Annotated in this window: 18 protein-coding genes; 16 read left to right on the top strand and 2 right to left on the bottom strand. The window is 63.7% G+C overall.

Annotated features, from left to right (window positions below):
• The first annotated feature begins 43 nt into the window (after positions 1-43).
• The 5 genes from ACT6Q8_RS11110 (at position 44) to ACT6Q8_RS11090 (ending at position 3,878) form a co-directional block, all read left to right on the top strand.
• The gene (locus ACT6Q8_RS11110; protein ID WP_054166522.1) at positions 44-355 is read left to right on the top strand and encodes an integration host factor subunit alpha; all 312 of its coding nucleotides are present in this window, start codon (positions 44-46) and stop codon (positions 353-355) included.
• 8 nt (positions 356-363) lie between these two features.
• Positions 364-897 carry a MerR family transcriptional regulator gene (locus tag ACT6Q8_RS11105; protein ID WP_054166521.1) on the top strand — a complete coding sequence of 178 codons (534 nt, stop codon included), beginning with the start codon at positions 364-366 and terminating at the stop codon, positions 895-897.
• Between the two features lie 190 nt (positions 898-1,087).
• Positions 1,088-2,137, top strand: coding sequence for an aromatic ring-hydroxylating dioxygenase subunit alpha (locus ACT6Q8_RS11100; RefSeq protein WP_054166520.1), 1,050 nt, complete (start codon positions 1,088-1,090; stop codon positions 2,135-2,137).
• Between the two features lie 11 nt (positions 2,138-2,148).
• Positions 2,149-2,880, top strand: a complete 732-nt coding sequence (locus ACT6Q8_RS11095) for a GntR family transcriptional regulator (RefSeq protein ID WP_054166519.1) — start codon at positions 2,149-2,151, stop codon at positions 2,878-2,880.
• 26 nt (positions 2,881-2,906) lie between these two features.
• The gene (locus ACT6Q8_RS11090; protein WP_444732182.1) at positions 2,907-3,878 is read left to right on the top strand and encodes a PDR/VanB family oxidoreductase; all 972 of its coding nucleotides are present in this window, start codon (positions 2,907-2,909) and stop codon (positions 3,876-3,878) included.
• An 88-nt stretch (positions 3,879-3,966) separates the two neighbouring features.
• On the opposite strand, the gene ACT6Q8_RS11085 is transcribed toward ACT6Q8_RS11090, so the two are convergent.
• Positions 3,967-4,449 carry a MarR family winged helix-turn-helix transcriptional regulator gene (locus ACT6Q8_RS11085; RefSeq protein ID WP_054166517.1) on the bottom strand — a complete coding sequence of 161 codons (483 nt, stop codon included), beginning with the start codon at positions 4,447-4,449 and terminating at the stop codon, positions 3,967-3,969.
• 197 nt (positions 4,450-4,646) lie between these two features.
• On the opposite strand from ACT6Q8_RS11085, the gene ACT6Q8_RS11080 reads away from it, so the two are divergent.
• From ACT6Q8_RS11080 to ACT6Q8_RS11030, 11 genes are all read left to right on the top strand, one after another.
• Entirely contained in the window at positions 4,647-7,040 is a 2,394-nt protein-coding gene (locus ACT6Q8_RS11080) for a TonB-dependent receptor (protein WP_054166516.1), read from the top strand.
• Positions 7,041-7,222: 182 nt separating this feature from the next.
• On the top strand, positions 7,223-7,720 hold the full coding sequence (locus ACT6Q8_RS11075; RefSeq protein WP_444739378.1) for a TRAP transporter small permease: 498 nt from the start codon (positions 7,223-7,225) through the stop codon (positions 7,718-7,720).
• Positions 7,710-9,014 (top strand): TRAP transporter large permease, encoded by a 1,305-nt coding sequence (locus ACT6Q8_RS11070; RefSeq protein WP_444732184.1) that lies wholly within the window; start codon positions 7,710-7,712, stop codon positions 9,012-9,014. The genes ACT6Q8_RS11075 and ACT6Q8_RS11070 overlap by 11 nt, the downstream gene beginning before the upstream one ends.
• Before the next feature lie 2 nt (positions 9,015-9,016).
• A complete protein-coding gene (locus ACT6Q8_RS11065) occupies positions 9,017-10,093 on the top strand; it encodes a TRAP transporter substrate-binding protein DctP (RefSeq protein ID WP_054166514.1) in 1,077 nt (358 codons plus the stop codon).
• Entirely contained in the window at positions 10,090-11,298 is a 1,209-nt protein-coding gene (locus tag ACT6Q8_RS11060; RefSeq protein WP_444732185.1) for a CaiB/BaiF CoA transferase family protein, read from the top strand. Before ACT6Q8_RS11065 ends, ACT6Q8_RS11060 begins: the two co-directional genes overlap by 4 nt.
• Before the next feature lie 10 nt (positions 11,299-11,308).
• Positions 11,309-12,301 (top strand): CoA transferase, encoded by a 993-nt coding sequence (locus tag ACT6Q8_RS11055; protein WP_444732186.1) that lies wholly within the window; start codon positions 11,309-11,311, stop codon positions 12,299-12,301.
• Complete coding sequence (locus ACT6Q8_RS11050) at positions 12,298-13,497, top strand: CaiB/BaiF CoA transferase family protein (RefSeq protein ID WP_444732187.1); 1,200 nt, start codon at positions 12,298-12,300, stop codon at positions 13,495-13,497. The genes ACT6Q8_RS11055 and ACT6Q8_RS11050 overlap by 4 nt, the downstream gene beginning before the upstream one ends.
• Positions 13,494-14,747: a CaiB/BaiF CoA transferase family protein gene (locus tag ACT6Q8_RS11045; protein ID WP_444732188.1), complete on the top strand. Its 1,254-nt coding sequence runs from the start codon at positions 13,494-13,496 to the stop codon at positions 14,745-14,747. Before ACT6Q8_RS11050 ends, ACT6Q8_RS11045 begins: the two co-directional genes overlap by 4 nt.
• Positions 14,747-17,113 (top strand): 2-hydroxyacyl-CoA dehydratase, encoded by a 2,367-nt coding sequence (locus tag ACT6Q8_RS11040; protein WP_444732189.1) that lies wholly within the window; start codon positions 14,747-14,749, stop codon positions 17,111-17,113. The genes ACT6Q8_RS11045 and ACT6Q8_RS11040 overlap by 1 nt, the downstream gene beginning before the upstream one ends.
• An 85-nt stretch (positions 17,114-17,198) precedes the next feature.
• Positions 17,199-18,221 carry a LacI family DNA-binding transcriptional regulator gene (locus tag ACT6Q8_RS11035; RefSeq protein WP_444732190.1) on the top strand — a complete coding sequence of 341 codons (1,023 nt, stop codon included), beginning with the start codon at positions 17,199-17,201 and terminating at the stop codon, positions 18,219-18,221.
• A 96-nt stretch (positions 18,222-18,317) separates the two neighbouring features.
• Complete coding sequence (locus tag ACT6Q8_RS11030) at positions 18,318-20,789, top strand: MGH1-like glycoside hydrolase domain-containing protein (RefSeq protein ID WP_054166508.1); 2,472 nt, start codon at positions 18,318-18,320, stop codon at positions 20,787-20,789.
• Here ACT6Q8_RS11030 and ACT6Q8_RS11025 read toward each other — a convergent pair whose 3' ends face one another.
• Positions 20,790-21,647, bottom strand: a complete 858-nt coding sequence (locus tag ACT6Q8_RS11025) for an exonuclease domain-containing protein (RefSeq protein ID WP_444732191.1) — start codon at positions 21,645-21,647, stop codon at positions 20,790-20,792. It abuts the gene before it with no gap.
• Positions 21,648-21,669: the final 22 nt, after the last annotated feature.

Genomic DNA, 21,669 nt, shown 5'->3' with positions numbered 1-21,669 from the left:
CGGTCCAAGTACCGTCATTCCCTGATAACCGGGGAGGACGAACATGACCGAAACTGTCACCCGCGCGCAGTTGAGCGAGGCCGTCTATCAGGAAGTCGGGCTGTCCAGGAACGAATCTGCCGATCTGGTGGAAAGCGTCCTGAATGAGATTTCCGACGCATTGGCCAATGGCGACATGGTCAAGATCTCTTCCTTCGGCAGCTTTGCTGTCCGGTCGAAGGGGCAGCGCATTGGCCGCAACCCGAAGACGGGTGAGGAAGTGCCGATCCTGCCGCGCCGGGTCCTGGTCTTCCGCGCGTCCCACGTCCTGAAAAGCCGCATCAATGAGCGGTTTGAAGACGGCGCGAAAGGCTGATCCTGTCGATGATCGAGGAAACCAGCGAAGGTGCGCGATCCAAGTCCGTGGCGTCGAAATCCGCCTCGGCCTTCCGCACCATCAGCGAGGTTTCCGTCGATCTTGAGGTACCACAGCATGTCCTGCGGTTCTGGGAAACCAAGTTTCCCCAGATCAAGCCGCTGAAGCGTGGTGGTGGCCGGCGCTATTATCGTCCCGACGATGTGGAACTGCTACGGCGTATCCAATCGCTGCTGTATCAGGATGGCTACACCATCAAGGGCGTACAAAAACTGTTGCGCGAGTCGCGGGGCCTTGCCGGGCTTCCCCCGCCCGGAACCCGCATGCCAAGCCTTTTCGATGATGACGAGGCGGGTGACGACAATTCGGCCGAAGAGTTGGCCCTGCTTGCGACGCAAGGGGATGAGGAGGATGAGTCCCCTCCCCTGGAAAAGAAGGCCGCCACCAAGCGGCGGACCAAACAGTCCCTGTCGCCGGAAGTGCGTGAGATTCTATCGGAAATCCTGATGGATTTGACGGCGTTGCGCCGGTTGTTGGACTGAACCCGGTCAACCCGATCAGATAAAATTTGGTGATGCAGTCGGTTAGGCGCCGTGCGCGGCCCAACCATGCCTGAATGCGCCCCATCCCCACAGTTTTGCCAAAAGTTTCCTCGATTAGCCATCGACTCATAATCTGATTATCTGTATACAGGTATTTAGATTATGAAACATAATAATGGGAGGGTGACCGATGGCTGCAAGTTTTCCCCTGAACGCATGGTATGTGGCGGCTTATGATGTGGAGGTTGGGCGCAAGCTTCTCCCCCGGACAATCTGCGGCAAACAGGTGGTTCTCTATCGAAAGCTGGACGGCTCTGCGGTTGCCCTGGCCGATGCCTGCTGGCACCGGTTGCTGCCCCTGTCGCTGGGGCGGCTGGAGGAAGACCGCGTTATTTGCGGCTATCACGGTCTGGCCTATGATGATACCGGGCGATGTGTATACATGCCGTCTCAACAGACCATCAACCCCTCGGCCTGTGTGAAAAGCTATCCGCTGGTGGAGCGTTACCGGTTTCTGTGGATCTGGCCGGGTGACCCGTCCCTGGCTGACCCTGCCCTGATCCCGGACATCCATTGGAACAATGATCCGACCTGGGCCGCCGATGGCAAGGTCATCCATGCCAAGTGTGATTATCGGCTGGTGGTCGATAATCTGATGGATCTGACGCATGAGACCTTCGTGCATGGCAGTTCCATCGGCAATCATGCCGTTGCGGAGGCGCCCTTCACGGCGACCCATTCGGACACCACAGCCACCATCACCCGCTGGATGGTGGATATCGAGGCGCCGCCCTTCTGGGCCGATAATCTGGGCCGCAAGGATCATGTCGACCGCTGGCAGATCATCAATTTCACGGCCCCCTCCACCATCATTATCGAGGTTGGTGTGGCGCCCACCGGCACGGGCGCTCCGGAGGGTGACCGGTCAAAGGGCGTGGATGGACGCGTCATCAACTGTCTGACGCCCGAAACGGAAACGACCTGTCACTATTTCTGGGCGTTCGCGCGGAATTTCGACATCCACAATCAGGCCCGCACCCATAAGATCAGGGAAGGCGTGGCCGGCATCTTCCGGGAGGATGAACAGATCCTGGAGGCGCAGCAGCGGGCCATCGACGATAATCCGGGTCATATTTTCTACAATCTGAATATCGACGCCGGGTCGATGTGGGCCCGCCGCCTGATCGACCGGATGGTCGAGAAGGAAAACCGCCCCACCCTGTCCGCCGCCGCAGAATAGGGACGGGAAGCATGAGCTACAACAAGGACGCCGCACAGACGGTGCGTGCCCTGGCCGGCATCCGCGATCTGATTCTGCGCGGCGATGTGGAACCGGGGGAAAGGCTGTCGGAACCGGGGCTGGCGGAAAGGCTGGGTATCTCCCGTACACCGATCCGCGCGGCGCTGGCCCGGCTGGAACAGGAAGGGCTGCTGGAGCGTGTGCCATCCGGTGGCCATATCCCGCGCCGTTTCACGATGGACGAGGCCATCGACGCCATTGAGTTGCGCGGCGTGCTGGAAGGTACCGCCGCACGCTTGGCGGCGGAGCGGGGCGTTGAGCCAAGGCGGATGATCGCCATCAACCGGGTACTGGACGGTATCGACGCCGTGATGGTCAGTGATATGGCAAACCCGCCATTGGACCGTTATACGGCGCTGAATGCGGAGTTCCATGCGCTTCTGTCCGGCCTATCGGGTAGCGAGACGATTGAGCGGGAGATCGACAGGATCACCCGCCTGCCTTTCGCATCGCCCAGCGCCTTTCTGGACAAGCCCGGATCAACAGTCGTGCCGCATTCACTGGTCCTTGCCCAGGCGCAGCACCGCGCCTTGGTGGAGGCGATCGGTCTGCGTGAAGGCGCCAGGGCCGAAGCCGTGGCCCGTGAACATGCGCGGTTGGCACGGCGCAACCTGGAACAGGTGATGGAGGGCGGCAGCGATGCCCTACGCCGCTTCCCCGCCCTGGCCCTGGTTGCTTGCTAAGCCATCCCATAAGGGAGGAAATCAGAATGAAGAATGATGCCGTCTGGCTTGACGCCGACATCGTACGTGTTGATGACATTGCCGAAGGGGTACGCCGGATTGAGTTTGCGGCGGCGGTTCCCCTTCCGGCTTTCGATCCAGGCTCACATATCGCGATCCGGACCAGCATCGGATCGGGCCATGCCATCCGTACCTATTCCTGTTTGCCCGACGCAGCCCCTGGCCATGTCGCGGTCGGGGTTAAACTGCATCCCAACAGCCGGGGCGGATCGCGCTTCATGTTCGGCCTAAAACCGGGCGACAAGGTGCGGATAACGACGCCAGAGAACCGGTTCGACCTGTCCTGGCGCGCGCCGGACTATCTGCTGCTGGCCGGGGGCATCGGGGTGACACCGATCTATGGCATGGCGCAGGCGTTGATGGCACAGGGGGCGTCAGTACGCATGGAATATGGGGGGCAGAGCCTGACCGCGATGCCTTTCATTGACCCGTTGCGCACCCTTCTGGGGGATCGGCTGGCTGTACATCCACAGGATCAGGGTGCGATGATCGATCTCGATAAGGTCATCGCCGATCTGTCGGTCGATGGTGAACTTTACATCTGCGGCCCCTTGCCGATGCTGGAGGCCGCAAAGCGCGCCTGGGCCAAGTCGGGACGCTCCACCAGCCGGTTCCGGTATGAGGTGTTTGGCGACACAGGTCGTTTCACCGAAACACCGTTCACCGTCCGGGTGGTGGGATATGACGGTGAGGTCACTGTACCATCGGACCAATCCCTGCTGGATGCGCTCGCCGATGCCGGCATTCCGATGATCCATGATTGCCGACGCGGTGAATGCGGGCTATGTGCCGTCGATGTGCTGAATCACAGTGGAGAGATCGATCATCGCGATGTTTTCCTGGCAGAATCGGAAAAACGTGAAGGATCGAAACTTTGTGCCTGCGTATCCCGGATTGCCGGCGGCGCAGCGGTGATCGACACAGGCTATCGGCCATAATCAATCAGTGAGTTAAAGGCCAGGTGGCTCAAAAGTCACCTGGCCATTTTTATTTTAGTGATGAAACATAACTAAATAACGTCAGGACTTAGCCCTTGAAGCAGCGCTGATAGACCTGATCCAGCAGACCCAGCAGCAGGACACGTTCCGCATCCGACAGATGGGCCATCACGTCCCGTTCCGTCTCTTCCAGATTGGCGAATAACTGGTCCAGGGCGTCCCGTCCCTTCGGCGTCACCACCAGTTCATAATAGCGCCGATCATTCGTGGACCGGCGGCGTTCAGCCCAGCCACGGCTTTCCAGATCGTCAACAATCTGCACCGTCGCAGACTTGTCCAACCCCACCTCCCGCGATAGGAGGTTCTGGGAAATCCCGGGGTTTGCCGAGATTATGGCCAGCGAACTGAACAATCCGGAGCGAAGGTTCCATTCCGCATTACGGGCGGAGAAATTGCGTGACAGGTGGTTCTGGATACGGCGCAGCCGGAAGCCGATGAAATCACCCAGTCGGCCCAGGTCAATCTCCGGCTGGTCGGTCGCATCGATCTTGTCATTCGCCATGGTCATCATCGGAAAGGGATCAGGATTTGCACAAAACCTTGATACCGTAAGCTGATCAATCTGTCCGCAAATTCCGTTCTCGGGGATCGCATTCAGAAAATTAGATAGTTGTGAACATCAACCGTCTATGTTATGAACAATAACGAAAGGCGAGAGTGCCTTCAGACGGGGGAAAGAACCCCGCCCGCACATCCAGGGAGGATGAAATGTTCCAGAAGTGGACGCCTCGCGGCGCCGCGCCCATTGCGCTGGCCGTCGGTCTTTACGCTATCCCCGCCATGGCTCAAGCCCAGCAGGCCGCAGCCCCCATCGTGCTGGAAGAGATTATCGTGACGGCGGAGCGCCGTTCCACGAACCTTCAGGACACGCCCATCGCCATCACGGCCCTGACCGCAGAGGATCTGCGCGAAAAGGGTGTCGTCGATCTGAAGGGTGTGGCCGACGCCACCCCGAATTTTCAGATGACCACTTCTGGCAACGGTTCCGGCGGCAGCAATTTCGCGCAGCTGTTCATCCGTGGCGTCGGTCAGCCGGACTTCATCATCACCAAGGACCCGGCGGTCGGCATTTATATCGACGGCGTCTATCTGGCGCGCGCACCCGGCGCGGTTCTGGAACTGCTGGATATCGAACGGGTGGAAGTGCTGCGCGGGCCGCAGGGCACGCTGTTCGGCAAGAATACATCTGGCGGTGCGCTGAATATCAGCACCAAGGCACCCAGTGATGAGTTTGGTGGCGTCGCGGAACTGCGCGTCGGCAATTACGGCCGCATGGATGTCGGCGGTTCCGTCAATGTGCCGCTGGTCGAAGACAAGCTGGCGCTGCGCGTCAGCGCCCTGTCGCGCGATCAGGATGGCTATTACAAGCGTCTGCTGCCCTCTGCCGATGGCACAAAGCGCAATGGCAATGACGTGAATGTCCGCAGCGGCCGCGCCACCCTGGCCTGGACGCCCACCGACAGCTTGCAGGTCACCCTGTCGGGCGACGTGACGCGCGAACGGCAGGCGGCAACGGATTACCAGGCCGTCGGCATCTTCAACAGCGCGGCGTCTGCCCCGAATATCGAGCTGTATAACCGCGTCGTGCTGGCCCCGCAGGGCCTGACCTACGATAATCGCTGGGTGGCACCAAAGCCCTGGACCACCTATTCCACCTCCACCAGCTACGCCAATTCCGATGTATGGGGTGTCTCCGGCGTGGTGGATTGGGACCCCGGAATGATCGGGGTGAAGTCCATCACCGCCTATCGTGACCTGGATGTGCGCAGCAAGGCCGATGCCGACGGTACCCCCGCCGACATCGTGGCCTCGGCCGGCATCAGCGTACAGCAGCACCAGTTCAGCCAGGAATTCCAGTTCAGCGGTGACGCCTTTGACGACCGCCTGAACTGGCTGGTCGGCCTTTGGTACTTTGAGGAAAAGGCCCAGGATACACAGTCCTCGCGTCAGCTGGTGGGTCTGGTGGAGGCGCTGCGCGCGGCCCCCAATCGCTCCATCTCACCGCCGGGCGTCGCGGCATCGACTTGCCCCGCCAACGGCACGGGTCCGGCCAGCTGCCTGGGTGGTGCGACGAACAACAATAATCTGCGCTATGACCAGATGCGCCTGGGCAACCGCTGGCTGGACGGGTCGTCCTACGCCGCCTTCGCCCATGCCGGATACAAGGTCACGGATGCGTTCAGCCTGACGGCCGGGGCGCGTATCAGCAAGGAGAAGAAGGACTTCCGCTATTACGAAGTCCGGCCGCTCCAAAACAATCTGGTCAGCTTCAACAATGTCACGGCGGGCGACACCTGGGACGTGTTCACGCCGAAGCTGGGTGCAGAATACAAGTTCGACCGCAACATGATGGCCTATGTCTCCTGGTCCAAGGGGTTCAAGGCCGGTGGCGTCAACGGTCGCCCGACCCGCGCCGACCTGTTCAACACCTTCGATCCGGAAAAGCTGACGGCCTATGAGGCAGGGTTCAAGGGCGACTTCTTCGATCGCCGCCTGCGCCTGAACCTCGCCGCCTATTTCAGCGAGTACAATGACATCCAGATCACCCGGAACACCACCGACAGCACGGGGGCCTTCATCCGCCTGGAAACCAATGGCGGCGATGGGGAGATCAAGGGTCTGGAAGTCGAAGCGACGGCATTGCTGGCCGAAGGGCTGACCCTGCAGGCGGGGCTGGGCTACACCGATTTCAAGTTCACCAAGCTGCTGCCGCAGCAGGCCACGGCGGGCACAGTGCTGCTGGGCCTGAAGAACGAACTGCCCTTCGTGCCGAAATTCACCGGTAATCTGGGCTTGACCTATGAGGTTCCGGTGTCGGCGGACGGTGCAGCGGTGCGTCTGCGTGGCGACTGGCGCCATTCCAGCAGCTATTTCATCGATATCGACAACACCGCCGCCGTGGCCCAGGACGCCTACGACGTCTTCGACGGGCGCATCACCTTCGTGCCCGCCGCCGGTAGCTGGGAACTGTTCGTGGCGATGAGCAATATCACCAACAAGGCCGTCATCGCCAATGGTGTGGCCTCCCCCGCCAATGGCAACCAGATGGTCACGTATAAGCCGCCGCGCATGACCTATGGCGGCATCCGGGTGACGTTCTGATGCGAATACAGCCCTTCCAAGCGCCTCTCCTGCGTCATCCCGGCGAAAGCCGGGATCCAGGGGCCACGGGCACTTGCGGTCTGGGTTGCTTCGCTGGACGCTGCTGACAGGTTGGGCACTTGGCCCCTGGATCCCGGCTTTCGCCGGGATGACGAGAAAGAGCGATTAGGGGGAAGCGCATCTTGGTTCAACGCTTTGACAAACCGCCCTCATCCGGTGGCGGACTGCTGACCCGGATTTCCTTCATGCTGGGGGCTGCCGGCCTGTTGATGGCCATGTCGGCGGATGCCATTGCGGTGCTGGGTCGGCATGTGGGCTTCACCCTGCTGGGTGCTATCGAGGTGGTGCAGGCCAGTGTGGTCCTGGCGGCATCTGCAGCCATGGTGGGGGCCACCCTGTCCGGTGCCCATGCCCGCGTTCACATCTTGATCGAACGGCTGGGGCCGACCTGGCATCAGCGCTACGACCGGGCATCGGATGCCGCCTGCTGCCTGTTCTTCCTGTTCCTGGCCGCCGGATCCACCTGGGTCGCCGCGGACCTGTGGAGTGGTTTTGAGGTGACGGAAATCCTGGGCCTGCCGCTGCGCTGGCTGCGTGTCGTGTGGGTCGGTTCCTGCCTGCTGATCGCCCTTCTGTTCCTGATGCGTGCGCTGGGCAAGGGAGGCAACCATGAGTCCTGAGATTTGGGGTGCCCTGGGCATCATCGCGCTGCTGGCCCTGCTGACGCTGGGGCTGCCCATCGGTGTGGCGCTGGCCGCTGTCGGGGCCGGCGGTATCGCCATCCTGGTCACGCCGGAAGCGGCCCTGATCAAGGCCGGGGTGGTGGCATTCGAGACCATCGCCAAGTATGAACTGGGTGTATTACCGCTGTTCCTGCTGATGGCACACCTGTGCTTCGCAGCGGGGGCCAGCCGGGACTTTTTTGACGCGGCGGCCCGGTTCATCGGGCACCGGCCCGGCGGTCTGGCCCTTGCCTCCATCGCCGGCTGCGCCGGGTTCGGGGCGATCAGCGGGTCCAGCCTGGCGACCGCCGCCACCATCGGGTCGGTGGCGCTGCCGGAGATGCGCAAGCACAATTACTCCCCCGCCTTTGCCACCGGGGCGCTGGCTGCCGGCGGTACCTTAGGCGCGCTGATCCCGCCGTCGGGCGCCCTGATCGTGTTCGGCATCATCGCTGAACAATCTATCGGTCGCCTGTTCGCCGCTGCTGTGATCCCCGGTTTGAGCCAGGCCCTATTCTACATGGTCGGCATCTATATCCTGTGCCGCATCTGGCCCGAACTGGGGCCGAAGACGGCGCGGGTGCCGTGGCGGGATCGTTTGCCGGCCCTGCGGCGGATCATCGATATCGTGGCGCTGGTCGTGTTCGTGGTCGGTGGCCTGATGGTCGGCTGGTTTACGCCGACAGAGGCGGCATCGGTCGGGGCCGTGGGTTCCTTCCTGCTGTGTGCCATCCGGGGTGCCTTGACGCGGGCCGCCATGACCAAGGCCCTGTCGGACACGCTGCGCACCACAGGTATGATCTATGTCGTCATCATCGGCGCCATCCTGTTCTCTACCTTCATCAGCCTGACGGGCATCACAGGGCACATGTCGGCCCTGGTCGCCGATCTCGACGCGGGGCCGCTGGCCGCCGTGCTGGTGATGACCTTGCTACTGCTGGTGCTGGGGTCGTTTCTGGATGGCTTGGCGCTGATGCTGCTGACGGCACCGATCTTCCTGCCCATCGTCGTCGATCTGGGCCTTTCACCAATCTGGTTCGGCATTTTCCTGGTACGGACCATGGAAATCGGGTTCGTGCATCCACCGCTCGGCCTTAACTGCTACGTCATCCATGGCATCGCCAAGGATATTCCGTTGGGCACCATCTTCCGGGGTATCGTGCCTTTCCTCGCCATCGATTTCGTGCATCTGGCGGTCATCATTGCCTTCCCGGCGGTGACCCTGTGGCTGCCCAAGATGTTGGGAGCATGACGATGGCCAAGAAACTGACCAAACTTCTGGCAGCCTGCGCCCTGCTTGCCTTGTCCGCCTGTGGTGGCAAGGAGGAGGTACCCGGCACCATCACCCTGTCCTATGCCAGCCCCTATCCGCCCGGCCATCCGTTCAGCAAGGCCGACATCGAATGGATGCAGGCGGTGACGGAAAAGTCCGGTGGCAAGCTGGTGATCAAGCCCTTCTGGTCGGGATCGCTGATCACGTCGGATCAGAGCATGGTGGAAATCCGCCATGGCGTGGCCGATATCGGCCTGATCACCCCCATCTATGCCCGCGGCGGCGCCCATGCGCTGCGTGGACAGGCCGGTTTCTATGGCGGGATCAAGGACTTACCCGATCAGGTCGCCATCTATAAATGCCTGGAAGCCGCCTTCCCCGTGTTCAGCCAGGAATTGCAGGGTCTGCATGTCCTGGCCGTCCAGGGCGGTAACTTCCCCGGCGTCCTGACCCGGCACAAGCCGATTGAGAAGCTGGAAGACCTGCGCGGTCTGCGGCTGCGGGCACAGACGGAGGCGCTGGGCGTGCTGCGTGACCTGGGTGCCGATCCCGTGAACATGCCGATGGGAGAGGTGTATTCGGCCCTGGCCAAGGGCGTGATCGACGGGGTCGTGGCCCCGGTCGATACCATCCATTCCCTGCATTTCGGGGAGGTCGCGTCCTACTTCACCGGGTTGCATTTCGACCGTGGCGCCTATCCGGCCCGCGCCATGTCCGACAAGGCTTGGCAACGCCTGACACCGGAACTGCGTCAGGTGTTGAAAGACGCGCAGCCAATCTGGGAAGCGGCCTTGTCGCGACAGATTTTGAGTGCCGAGGATCGCGGCATGGAGAAGGGCAAAGCGCTGGGCATGCGCATCACCGATGCCCTGTCCCCGGCGGATCAGGAACGGTTTCGGGCGCTGTACGCACAGAATGCCCGCCGTATCGCGGATGAACTGTCGCAGTTCAATGTGGATGGCCACCCGATCCTCGTCCATGCCCAGGAATTGATTGCGGCCCGAGGGCGGGGGGAGACACCCGCCTGTTTCAACAGCCAACCGGAGCAATCGCCATGACACGCGAAGGCCCCCAGAAAGGACCCCTCTCTGGGCTGCGGATCGCCGATTTCAGTTGGGTCGGTGCGGGTCCTCGCGCCACCAAGGATCTGGCCGATTACGGCGCCAGCGTCATCAAGGTGGAAAGCGCCAAGCGCCTGGACCTTGGTCGCCTGTCCCCGCCCTTCAAGGATGGAAAGCGGCACCACGACGCATCGGCTTTCTTCGCCATCACCAATACTGGCAAGCAGGGTGTGACCATCAACCTGAACGACCCGCGCGGTATCGAGGTGGCGAAAAAGCTGGTCGCCTGGGCCGATGTGGTGGTGGAGAATTTCGGCAAGGGATTCATGGACCGCATCGGCCTGTCCTGGGACATTCTGAAATCCATCAAACCTGACATCATCCTGCTGTCGGTCAGCGTGGCCGGGCGCACCGGCCCCCTGTCGGACCTGCGTGGTTATGGTAATTCGGCGGCTGCCCTGTCCGGCTTTGCTGCTCTGTCCGGCTGGCCCGACCGGGGGCCGCACATGGCCCCCTTCGCCTATGGCGATGTGGTAGCCCCCATGATGGCGACGGTGGCGGTGTTGGCCGCCCTTGAACACCGGCGGGTGACGGGCGAAGGCCAGCATCTGGATGTGTCGCAGGTGGAACCGATGATGCTGGTCACGTCGGACTGTCTGGCGGATATGCAGCGTGGGATCGAGCCGCGACGCGGCAATGATGATCCGCGCATGGAACCGCATGGCCTGTTCCCCTGTCGCGGTCCCGATCAATGGTGCGCCATTGCCGTACGCGACGATGCGGACTGGCAGGTTCTGTCCGGGCTGTCGGGGATCAACGATACGCGTTTCACCACGCTGGAAGGCCGAAAGCGCCATTGCTCCAACCTGTGCACCTCGTTGGCCACCTGGACCCGGACACAGGACAAGCACCGGCTGGCCGACCGCCTGTCCACCGCCGGGGTGCCGGCAGAGGCGGTGAATGACGGGCGCGACGTCTTTACCGATGCCGAACTGGAACGCGCCGGTCATTACCATCGCATCCGCCATGACAGGTTGGGCGACTGCGAGATGCCGGGGCCGCCCCTGCGCTTTTCCGATGCCGGCATCCATCTCGGCCCGCCGCCACTGCTGGGTGGGGACAATCGCGCCGTTTTTGTCGATCTGCTGGGTATGGACCCAGGAGCGGTCGATGAACTGACGGCCTCCGGCGCGCTGGCGTAAGGGGATGAGGATGCTGAACCATCTGACCATCATCGACGCTACCGGCGAGTTGGGTGCCCTGGCGGGCCATATGCTGGCGCAGCTTGGCGCATCGGTGACGCGGCTGATACCGGCGGCGGGCGATAGTGCCGATCCGGTCTGGAACCGGGACAAAGCGGCTTTGTCGCTGGATGATGCCGATCTGCCGGCGCTGCTGTCCAAGGCTGACATCCTGCTGCGCAACGGGCCGCTGCTGGGCGTGAACATCACGGATTATCCGCGCCTGATCGACGTGCTGCTGACCCCGTTCGCCTGTGCCGACCGCCCGGCCACCGACCTGACACTGATGGCGCGGTCGGGCCTGCTGCATATCGGCGGTGATCCCGACCGGGAACCGCTGCGCCTTCCGGGGCAGCAGACCTATGCCCTGGGCGCCATCCAGGCGGTAATCGGGGCGCTGACGGCGCTGCATGCCCGCAAGGACAAGGGGCAGCGGGTCACCGTTTCCGCCTATCAGTCCGCCGTTCTGGCCAACTACCGGGAGCCGGTCATGTGGGATTGGGCGGGCAAGGTCGGCGGGCGGCAGGGCAATCTGCTGGTGCGCGGCAAGTCCGGCGTCAATCAGGTCTGGAAGGTGGCCGATGGCTGGGTCACCTGGGCCCTGGTCGACAATCCCGGCATGATGCGCGCAATGGTCGCCCTGATGCACGCCGACGATATGGCAGGCCCGCTGGCCGGGGTGGAGTGGGAGAATATCCTGGTCGCCGATCTGCCGCAGGAAACCCTGAAAGAGTGGGAGAAGGTGGTAGGCGCGTTCTTCGCCACCAAGACCCGCGCCTTCCTGGCCGACCAATCCAACCGCCACGGCATGGGCCTGTCGGCCATCGATGAACCACAAGACGTGTTGAACAGTGCCCATCACAGGGCGCGTAGCGCCTTCGTCCCCTTCGACGATCCCGTGTCGGGCCGCACCATCCGGGTGCCCGGCCCCCTGTTCCGCACCAACCGGGAGGACGCGCGATGAATGGTCCGCTTTCCGGCCTGACGGTCATCGATTTCTCCAAGTTCTTGCCCGGCCCTTACTGCACCTGGATGCTGGGCAATCTGGGCGCCGATATCATCCGCGTGGAGAATCCACGCGAGTTGGCGAAACAGGCGCAGGTTTTCGGCTGGGACAAGCTGGATGCGAACGCCCGCGCAGACTTGCGTGCCCGCGACATCTATGCCCGCAACAAGCGCAGCCTGGTCATCGATCCTGGTCATGAAGATGCACGAACAGTGATCGAGGCGCTGGTGGCGAAGGCCGACATATTGGTGGAGGATTATCGGCCCGGCGTGATGGAGAGCATGGGGTACGGTGCCGCCGCCATGCTGGAACTGAACCCAAGGCTGGTCTATGCGTCGGTCACGCTTTGCGGACAGACAGGACCATACCGGGACAAGCCGGGGCATGATCCGGTGGCCCTGGCGATTGCCGGCGCCCTGTCACGCATCGGCGAAGACCCGGTCAAGCCCAGCTTCCCCGGCGTGCCCGTGGCCGATCTGTTGAGCGGTTCGAACGCCGTCATCGGCATCCTGTCCGCGATCATTGCGCGCGGTGTGACGGGCCGGGGCCAGCATGTCGATGTCGCCATGTCCGATGCCTCCCTGGCCCTGATCGCTAGCACGATCTCCCGCAATCCCGACCTGTCGAAGGTGCCGGGGCGTGGCAAGCGCCGTGCGGACAGCGGCATTTGGGAAACGGCGGACGGGCGCTTCATCACTACCACCGACATGGAACCCCGCTATTGGCAGCGTTTCTGCGTGGCAGTGGGCCGCCCGGACTTCGCCGCCTTGCAGATGGATGTCAGCCGCCGGGGGGAAATCGCGGACGCCCTGGCCGCCATCTTCCGCTCCAAGACCCTGGCCGAATGGCTGGACATCCTGGCGGCGGCGGATACGCAGTTCGCAGCCGTGCATGACCTGCCCAACGCCCTGTCCGACCCGCATAACCGGGCGCGCGGCATGGTGTTTGAGGTGCCGCTGCCCGGCGGCGGCACCGCGCCGCATATCGGCCTGCCCATCCGCCTGTCCGATACGCCCGCCGCCGCGCCGCGACCGGCGGCCCCGGCGGGTGGCGACAGCGACACCATCCTGGCCGGCATCGGCCTTTCCCAAACCGACATCCAGTCCCTGCGCGACAAGGGCGCCCTGTCCGCCCGTCAAGGATCACGAGCATGAGCACGACCGAGAACAGCCAGCAGCGTCCCCTGGAAGGACTGCGCGTCCTTGACCTGACCCGCGCCCTGGCGGGGCCTTACGCCACCTTGTTGCTGGCGGGGCTGGGGGCCGAAGTGATCAAGCTGGAGGACCCGGTCGGTGGCGATCTGGCACGGGAGAACAGCCCCTATGTCGGACGTGACGGGGTGGTGGTGGAACGCCGGCATGCAGACGATATCTCCATTTCCCACCTGACCCGCGCACGCGGCAAGCATGGCATCAGCCTGAACCTGAAGCATCCGGACGCCAAGGCGGTGTTCGCTGATCTGGTGAAAGGCTGTGACATTGTCGTGGAGAATTTCACCAGCGGCACCGCCGACCGGCTGGGTGTGGGTTATGAGGCCGCCAAATCCGCCAATCCGCGCGTCATCTATTGCTCCCTTTCCGGCTTTGGTGCCAATGGGTCAGAAGGCGGCAAGGCCATGGATGTGATCATCCAGGCACTGTCGGGCGCCATGTACACATCCGGCGCGCCGGGGGAACCGCCGGTGCGCATGGGCGTGCCCATGGCCGACATGCTGGCCCCCGTCTTTGCAGTCATCGGTATCTTGGCGGCACTGGAACAGAGGCACCGCACCGGGGTGGGGCAACATATCGACGTTTCGATGCTGGGGGCGCTGACCTCTTTCGTGGCCATTGAGAACTGGTCGGCCATGGCCGCCGCAGGCATGCCGTCGCGCACAGGCCTGACGGTGCAGCGCCTGTCGCCCTTCGGCGTGTTCGAATGCGCCGACGGCTATATCGCGCTGGTGGCCGTGCATGACAAGCTGGCCGCCGGCCTGTTCCGCGCCATGGGACAGGTGGAACTGCTCCAGCACCCGCAATTCGCCACCCGCGACGCCCGCGTGGCCAACGCCACGGAACTGGAGGCGCGGATCAACGCCTGGTCAAAGCAATTGCCGGTGGTCGATGTGGTGGCAGCGCTGGAGGCACAAGGCGTGCCCGTGGCGCCTGTGCGCCATCCGGAGGATGCGCTGGTCGATCCGCGGGTGATAGCCCGCAATGAGACCATGCCCATCGCCCATCCCAGCTACAGCTCCGACATCGACCTTCGCACGGCGGGCATCCCCATCCTGTTCTCTGGCGCGCGTACCGGGTTCGATCCCGTGCTGCCGGTGGCCATCGGGGAGCACAATGGCGATGTCTATGCCCGCCTGACAGGGTACAGCGCCGAACAGCTGGACAGCCTGAAGCGGCAAGGGGTGATCTGATGGCCCGCCATCCCACCCTAGCCCCGCTGCTGACCGCCGCCGATGATCCCGCCGGAACGCTTGAGGCGCTGCGAGGTCAGGGATATCGCCCCCTGCGGTTGCTGGGCGTGGATGGTCCCCGCGCCTTAGTGCGGGCGGCGGGGCTGCTGCCCGTCCGGCTGGTGCCAACGACGGCGCCGACGCCGATGATGGATGCGCTGATGGGCGGGGCCGGCCTGTCGGTGCGGGGCAAGTCGCTGCTGGAACAACTGGTGGGGGACGGTGCCAAACCTGATCCGGTCCTGATCACCAGTGCCGATAATGAACAGCCGCAGGTCTTCGCCGCCCTGCGCGAACTGGCGCGGGAGGCAGGGAACCGTCTGGGGCCGGTGCATTTCCTGGACCTGCTGCATGGCGGTGGGGAACAGGCAGCCCGATATAATGCCGTCCGTTTCACACAATTGCAGGAATGGCTGACCAGCCTGGGCACGCCCTTGGGCGATGTAGCGCAGGCGGAGAAGGATGAGGCCCGGCTGCGGGTGCTATTGGCACAGGCCTTGGGCCTGCGCCGGACGGGACAGTTGACGGGTGCGGAGGCTGTACGGATCGTTGCCGCCGCCGCCATCCTGCCGCCGGAACAGGTGGAAGCATCTCTGTCGGCCCTGCTGGCCGATCGGCCGCCGCCGGTTGTTGCCGTCCGGACCCTGTTCCTGACCGGCAGCACACAGGAGGATTTCCGGCTTTATGATCGCTTGGAAGCATCAGGTGCGATGGTGGTGGGCGAGGCACAGGATTGGGGCCGCCCCTGGTGCGGTGGCGTCACGCCATTGGCCCGCCGCAGCCCCGATGATCCCAACGCCCTTATCGCCGCCGCGAGGGTTGCGGGTGCAACGGCCCTGCTGCACACCATGCGCCCCGGTGACGAGGCCGCCCCCTGGGATGTGAAGCCGTTGCGTGGCGCCTGCGCCGCTGTCGGCCTACCCTTCTTGGCCGTTACCTGGGATGGCGGCGGGGAAATGCCCGCTGCCCTGGCCGCATTCCTGGCCGATCCCATGGCACAGCCAACACCAGCACCCCCGGCGCCATCCCCGTCACCCGCCCGCGCCGGTGGGGGACGCGCGGCCCTGAAGCCCCCGACGCGCAGCCGCAAATCGCTGTCCGCTGTAGCCAGCTTCGGGCAGTTCCAGCGGGACTGGTTCGCGGGCCTGCGTGAACAGGTGGCGGCAGGCGCGCCGCTGGCGGTCGTCAATGCCAATGCGCCGCAGGAAATCCTGCGCGCCATGGATATTCCCTTCGTCGTGAACCAATGGTGGGCCTCAATCGTGGCCGCAAAACAGCAATCGGGTCGCTATTTCGGCCTGTTGCGCGACCGTGACTATCCGGCGGATGTGGAGGCTTACAGCGCGCAGGGGCTGGCAGCGGCATTCGATGATGACATGGAAAACGCCCCCTGGGGCGGTCTGCCAAAGCCGGATTTCCTGGCCGCCGTGACTGGTACGGATGCAACCGCCCGTATTTTCCGCCATTGGGCGATGGAGACGGGGGCCGACCTGTACCTTTATCAGCGCAGTTTCGACAGCCGCTGGCAGATCCCCACCGATTGGTGGGAAGACCTTCCCGGCGATTGGGATCAGCATCTGGAACCGGAACGCCTGGACCTGATGGAAGGGGAATTGCGTGCCCATGTGGCGCGGCTGGAAACGGCGACAGGCAAGCAGTTCGATCCTGCCCGTTTCGCAGAGGTTATGGATCTGGTGAATGAGCAGGAGGAATGCTACCGCCGCACCCGCGATCTGATCGCCGCCACACACCCCGCCCCAGTCAGCATCGTCGATACGATGCCCGCCACTATGGTGCCGCAATGGCATCGCGGCTCTGTCTGGGCCCGCGATGCCGCGAAGGCGCTGTATGAGGAAGTGGCCGCCCGCGCGGCGGCGGGTGACGCTGCCTGCCCCAATGAGCGTGTGCGCCTGATGTGGGTGGGGCGTGGCCTGTGGAGCGACATGGCCTTTTACCAGCGCTGGGAGGAAAGCCATGGCGCAGTCTTCGTCTGCTCCATGTATCTGTCGTTGGCCGCCGACGGTTATATCCGCCATCACGACCGGGGGCGTGATCCCATGGGGGCCCTGGCGGCCCGTTTCGTTACCATGGGCGATGAATTGCGCATGCCCACCTGGGCCGGGGCTTGGCATGTGCGCGATGCCCGCATCCATGGGGTCCACGGGGCTGTCGCCCTGACCGACGCCGATCCGTTTGTGCTGCGGGCGTTGGAGGAAGCGGGCATCCCTGTGCTGCGCCTGGACCTGGATAACTACAATCAGGAAAGTGCGGATGCAGCCGCCGTCGACAGTGCCGTGACCCGGTTTATTGAGGGGCTTCAGACTTAACCCACCTGTTATTGCAATTGCCGCAAGCCTTGATGTCAGGCAGAAGGGAACCATTCCTTCGGCGGATACGGGGCAGACTTGCGGCATGGATGATGTGAAGGCGCGCGCTTCACGGCTACAGGATATCGCCCGGCAGGCCGGCGTGTCGGTTTCCACCGTATCGCGGGCATTGAGCGGCAGCAGTGCCGTGAATGCCGAAACCCGCCGCCGCATCTGTGAACTGGCCGAGGCGGCGCAGTATGACGCGCCCCCTCGCCGCGCACGGCAGACGACAGGCGGCGACCGGCCATCCATGATGGTGGTGATGCCACCGGCCCATGCCGGCGGGCAGTCGGTCGACCCGTTCAGCCTGGGTCTGGTCGGCGGGATCAGCCTTGCCATGCGCGAACGGGGGCTGGACCTGACCATCTGCCATGCCACCCCGGTTGATCAGCGCGGGCTAGCCGATCTGCTCGACAGCAGCCAGGCCGACGGGATAATCTTCCTGGGTCAGAGCCAGTTGCACGAGGCGTTGAACCGCCTGTTCCGCGATGGCCGGCGCTTCGTGGTCTGGGGTGCGACAGCACCTGATCAGGACTATTGCTCCGTCGGCAGTGACAATGTCCGGGGTGGACATCGCGCCGCGCTCCATCTGGCCCGATTGGGGCGCAAACGCATCGCCTTTCTGGGCGACACCCATACGATCGAACTTTCACAGCGTCATCAAGGCTATGTGAACGCGTTGCAGGAGGTGGGCTTGGCGCCCGACCCCAGCCTGCACCGGCGCTGCCGTCTGGTGCCCGATGCGGCGGTGGAGGCGGTGGATGATCTGTTGGATCAGGGGGTCGCATTTGATGCCATCGTGGCGGTCAGCGATCTGGTCGCCATCGGTGCCGTTCGCGCGCTGAACCGGCGTGGCCTGTCCGTACCGCACGACGTCGCCATCGTTGGCTATGACGATATCGAAATTGCGGCCCATGCCCACCCGGCCCTGACCACGATCCGCCAGGATACTGCCAAGGCCGGGCGTTTGCTGGTGGCCAAGCTGCTTCGCCTGCTGGCCGGCGACCAAGCCATGTCGGAACGGCTAAGCACCGATCTAATCGTCCGGGAATCCTGCGGCGCCTGATTTTTGCAGATTATTTGTTGCAATTGCAGTGCCCCTCACCCCACCTTCACGGAAAGGCTGAGCCGCCCAAGAACCATCATGACAGTTGGAGGAACCATGCCCCCGTCTCCGCGCCTGCTGCTACTGGCTACCGCTGCCAGCCTGTCGATCCTGGCACTGGATGCCGGACAGGCGGCCCATGCGTCGGAAACGCGGAGCTTTCGGCCCTATGCGCTGGAGCCAGGGGCCAAGCCTGCACGGGTGACGGTGGAGGCCAAGGGGCAGCCGGGAACGCGGCAGTTCCACCTGACCAGCAGCGCACCACAACGCGACAATACCCCCGGCACGCGCGATATCACGGAGCGCGGTGCCTACACCCTGACCGGCAATCTGCTGTTCGACGCGCTGTTCGCGCAGTCGGTGGACGATGCCGCCCAGGCCAGTGTCAGTTCGATCAAGGACGGGGCCTATAATGGTGGGCAGCCCATCGCCTGCAACTGTTTCGAGACGGGCGAGAAATGGAACTATGTCTGGACGCGGGACCTGTCCTACGCGCTGGACCTGGGGCTGGCGGGGCTGGACCCGGTCCGCGCGGTGGACAGTCTGTTGTTCAAGACCGGCAGTTTCCGGGCGGGCGTGACGGTGCCCGCCGAACTTCCCCCTGGGTCCACGCAGATCGTACAGGATACAGGCTCGGGCGGTTCCTGGCCGATCAGCACTGACCGCACCACCTGGGCGCTGGGGGCAGAGGCGACGCTGGCCAACCTGCAGGGCAGCGCCCGTGCCGATTTCGCGCGCAAGGCCTATGAAGCGCTGCGCGGCACTGTGGAGGCGGACCGTGTCGCGGCGTTTGACGCAGCCAACGGCCTTTACGGTGGTGAACACAGCTTCTTGGACTGGCGCGAACAGACCTACGCCCCCTGGGTCCGTGAACATCTACCGGCAATGGCTCAATCCAAGGCCCTGTCCACCAACGTCCTGCAATACCGTGCCCTGCGTCTTGCCGCCCGGCTGGCCAAGGAACTGGGGGATGGGGCGACGGCAGCCCGGTATGATGGCTGGGCGGATGACCTGACCAAGGCCATTGATGCGACGTTCTGGGACACGCGGGCAGGGATGTACGCCACCTTTACAATGGCGGAGCCGACGCCGGCCCGGATCGAGAAATACGATCTGCTGGGCAATGCGCTTGCCGTCCTGTCGGGTGTGGCATCGCTGGAAAAGGCCAGGTCGATATTTGATCGGTATCCCTTCGCCCCGTTCGGTCCTTCGGTCGTGTGGCCACAGGCACCGGGGGAGTTTGTCTATCACAACCGTGCGCAATGGCCATTCGTCACGGCCTATGCAGTGCGGGCCGCCATCGCCGCCGGCCATGTGGCCGCGGTCGACCAGGGGCTTGCAGCACTGGAAAGGGCCGCCGCCATGCACCTCTCCAACATGGAGAATCTGGAATGGCTGACGGGGCGGGCACAGTTTGATGACGGGCCGGAGATCAACTCCCGCCGTCAGCTCTGGTCTGTCGGCGCTTATTACGGTGCCGTGGTTCAGGATGTCTTCGGCTGGCAGCCGGGTGCCGGCGGTGTGCGTATCGCGCCCTATCTGACAACTGCGACCCGTGCCCAGTTCACTAAGCCCGAGGCGGTGCTGGGCGGCCTGTCCTTTGCGGGCAAGCCGGTGGAAATCGCGCTGATCCTGCCTGCCAAGGCGGCGGCGGGCGGTATCTATCCCGTGGCGAGCATCACCCTAAACGGTACCGCCGTGACCGGTCCGATCCATCCCGAACAATTGACGGCCAGCCGCAACCGGATTGAGGTCCGGTTCGGCACGGCGCAGATGTCGGACAGCAGGGTAACCATGGTCCCCGCAATCGACCCGGTCAGTCATCTGGAGCCGCGGGCCTTCATGCCCTGGACACCCGGCATTTCCGGCGCCAGGCGGACCATGGACAGTGTCGCCCTGGATTTCGGACCGACCAAGGACAAGACCCTGCTACGGTACCGCGTGCTGCGTGATGGCGTGCTGGTTGCCGACGGTGTTGCAGGGTCCGGCTGGACGGACAAGGCGCCGCCGCCTCCGGCGATGACCGCCTGCTATTCCATTGTGGCGGTGCATGTTTCGACCAACATCGCATCACAGCCATCGGCACCGGTCTGCTTGCGCGGGGAAGCGGCACAGACGATAGCGGTGGGTAAAATGGCCCGGCTGGGCCAGACGCTGGACCTTGGGCAGGTCGTTGTGGGGAGTGGCGGGCGGTACGCCCTGGCCACGACCTACGATAACCGGACCTACGCCGTGAATACCGGTGTGACCAATGCCGTCAAACGGCTGGTCCTGGTGGATGAGGCGGGCAAGCGGTACAGCGCCATTTTGCAGATGCCACATATCGATCCAGAGGGGGATCGCTATTCCACCCGCAGTTCCACCCGCGCCATCTTCGATCTGCCTGCCGGTCGTTACCGGGCCAGCATCGAGGATTTCTTCAATATGAGCGCGCTTTCCACCAATGCCAGCTATAGCGGGCCCGGCGGCATGACCGGCCCGGTGAACGAGGCCCGGATTGAAACATTGATGGTGGACCGGCTGCCCTGATTACGCCGGATTGATGCCCAGCATGGCCAGGAACTCCGCCTCCGTGGCCATGCGCAATCGACCATAACGCTGTTGCCGGGCATGGGCGGCGGTCAGTTTGGTCTGTCCGGGCGACAGGCCGACAATCAGCCAGTCTGTGTCCTGCGTGACATAAGTCTGGAACCGTCCACCGGCCATTTTGATGGCACGGGCGGCATCGGTCCTGGAACAGGCCGCAAGGGTGCCGGTCACCACGAAGCCTTGCCCATCCACGCGGCGGGTGGGCGTGGGCAGCCCCGGTCGGGGCGATGCGGATGGCGGACGGGCGGCACGGGGCCTTTCCTGTCCGATCCCCAGCTTTTCCGCCGCTTCGGCCACAGAACCCGCCCCGACCATCATGGCGACATGCTGGCCGATGGCGGCGCAGGCGGCGGCGTCGCTGCCCGCTTCATGGTGATCCAGTGGAATGCCCAGATGGTGGGCTACGATGTTCAGCTTGTGGCTGCGTAGATCGGGGAAAGCGGCGCGGGCCAGTTCGACAGTACAGATGAAGCGAATGCCGGGCACCGGCAGTCCCGCAGCGGTCAGGCAGGCCGTCAGGACACCGGAATCGAAACTGGCATTGTGCGCCAGCAGCACGGCCCCTTCCAGCCGGCGTGACAGATCCGGCCAGATGCCGGCAAAGGTCGGCGCGTGGGCCACATCGGTGGCTCGAATGCCATGCACCGCAACACAGAATGGGGAAAATTCGGCGGGTTCCGGGCGGATCAGGCGGCGGAAGATCGGTGCCTCGGGTCGAAACACCTCCGCCACACCAACGGCACAGGCGCTGTCGCGGCGGGCATTGGCGGTTTCGAAATCAATGGCAAGTTCGATCAAGGCAAGGCTCCGGTTCAGTCGC

The organism is Niveispirillum sp., assembly GCF_052437035.1.
GTDB lineage: Bacteria > Pseudomonadota > Alphaproteobacteria > Azospirillales > Azospirillaceae > Niveispirillum.
This window is presented reverse-complemented; position numbering and strand designations above follow the sequence as displayed.

Excerpts from the sequence above, each read along its gene's own strand:
- ACT6Q8_RS11110 (WP_054166522.1), top strand. The coding sequence starts at position 44 with ATGACCGAAACTGTCACCCGCGCGCAGTTGAGCGAGGCCGTCTATCAG.
- ACT6Q8_RS11105 (WP_054166521.1), top strand. The coding sequence starts at position 364 with ATGATCGAGGAAACCAGCGAAGGTGCGCGATCCAAGTCCGTGGCGTCG.
- ACT6Q8_RS11100 (WP_054166520.1), top strand. The coding sequence starts at position 1,088 with ATGGCTGCAAGTTTTCCCCTGAACGCATGGTATGTGGCGGCTTATGAT.
- ACT6Q8_RS11095 (WP_054166519.1), top strand. The coding sequence starts at position 2,149 with ATGAGCTACAACAAGGACGCCGCACAGACGGTGCGTGCCCTGGCCGGC.
- ACT6Q8_RS11090 (WP_444732182.1), top strand. The coding sequence starts at position 2,907 with ATGAAGAATGATGCCGTCTGGCTTGACGCCGACATCGTACGTGTTGAT.
- ACT6Q8_RS11085 (WP_054166517.1), bottom strand. The coding sequence starts at position 4,449 with ATGATGACCATGGCGAATGACAAGATCGATGCGACCGACCAGCCGGAG.
- ACT6Q8_RS11080 (WP_054166516.1), top strand. The coding sequence starts at position 4,647 with ATGTTCCAGAAGTGGACGCCTCGCGGCGCCGCGCCCATTGCGCTGGCC.
- ACT6Q8_RS11070 (WP_444732184.1), top strand. The coding sequence starts at position 7,710 with ATGAGTCCTGAGATTTGGGGTGCCCTGGGCATCATCGCGCTGCTGGCC.
- ACT6Q8_RS11065 (WP_054166514.1), top strand. The coding sequence starts at position 9,017 with ATGGCCAAGAAACTGACCAAACTTCTGGCAGCCTGCGCCCTGCTTGCC.
- ACT6Q8_RS11060 (WP_444732185.1), top strand. The coding sequence starts at position 10,090 with ATGACACGCGAAGGCCCCCAGAAAGGACCCCTCTCTGGGCTGCGGATC.
- ACT6Q8_RS11055 (WP_444732186.1), top strand. The coding sequence starts at position 11,309 with ATGCTGAACCATCTGACCATCATCGACGCTACCGGCGAGTTGGGTGCC.
- ACT6Q8_RS11050 (WP_444732187.1), top strand. The coding sequence starts at position 12,298 with ATGAATGGTCCGCTTTCCGGCCTGACGGTCATCGATTTCTCCAAGTTC.
- ACT6Q8_RS11045 (WP_444732188.1), top strand. The coding sequence starts at position 13,494 with ATGAGCACGACCGAGAACAGCCAGCAGCGTCCCCTGGAAGGACTGCGC.
- ACT6Q8_RS11040 (WP_444732189.1), top strand. The coding sequence starts at position 14,747 with ATGGCCCGCCATCCCACCCTAGCCCCGCTGCTGACCGCCGCCGATGAT.
- ACT6Q8_RS11035 (WP_444732190.1), top strand. The coding sequence starts at position 17,199 with ATGGATGATGTGAAGGCGCGCGCTTCACGGCTACAGGATATCGCCCGG.
- ACT6Q8_RS11030 (WP_054166508.1), top strand. The coding sequence starts at position 18,318 with ATGCCCCCGTCTCCGCGCCTGCTGCTACTGGCTACCGCTGCCAGCCTG.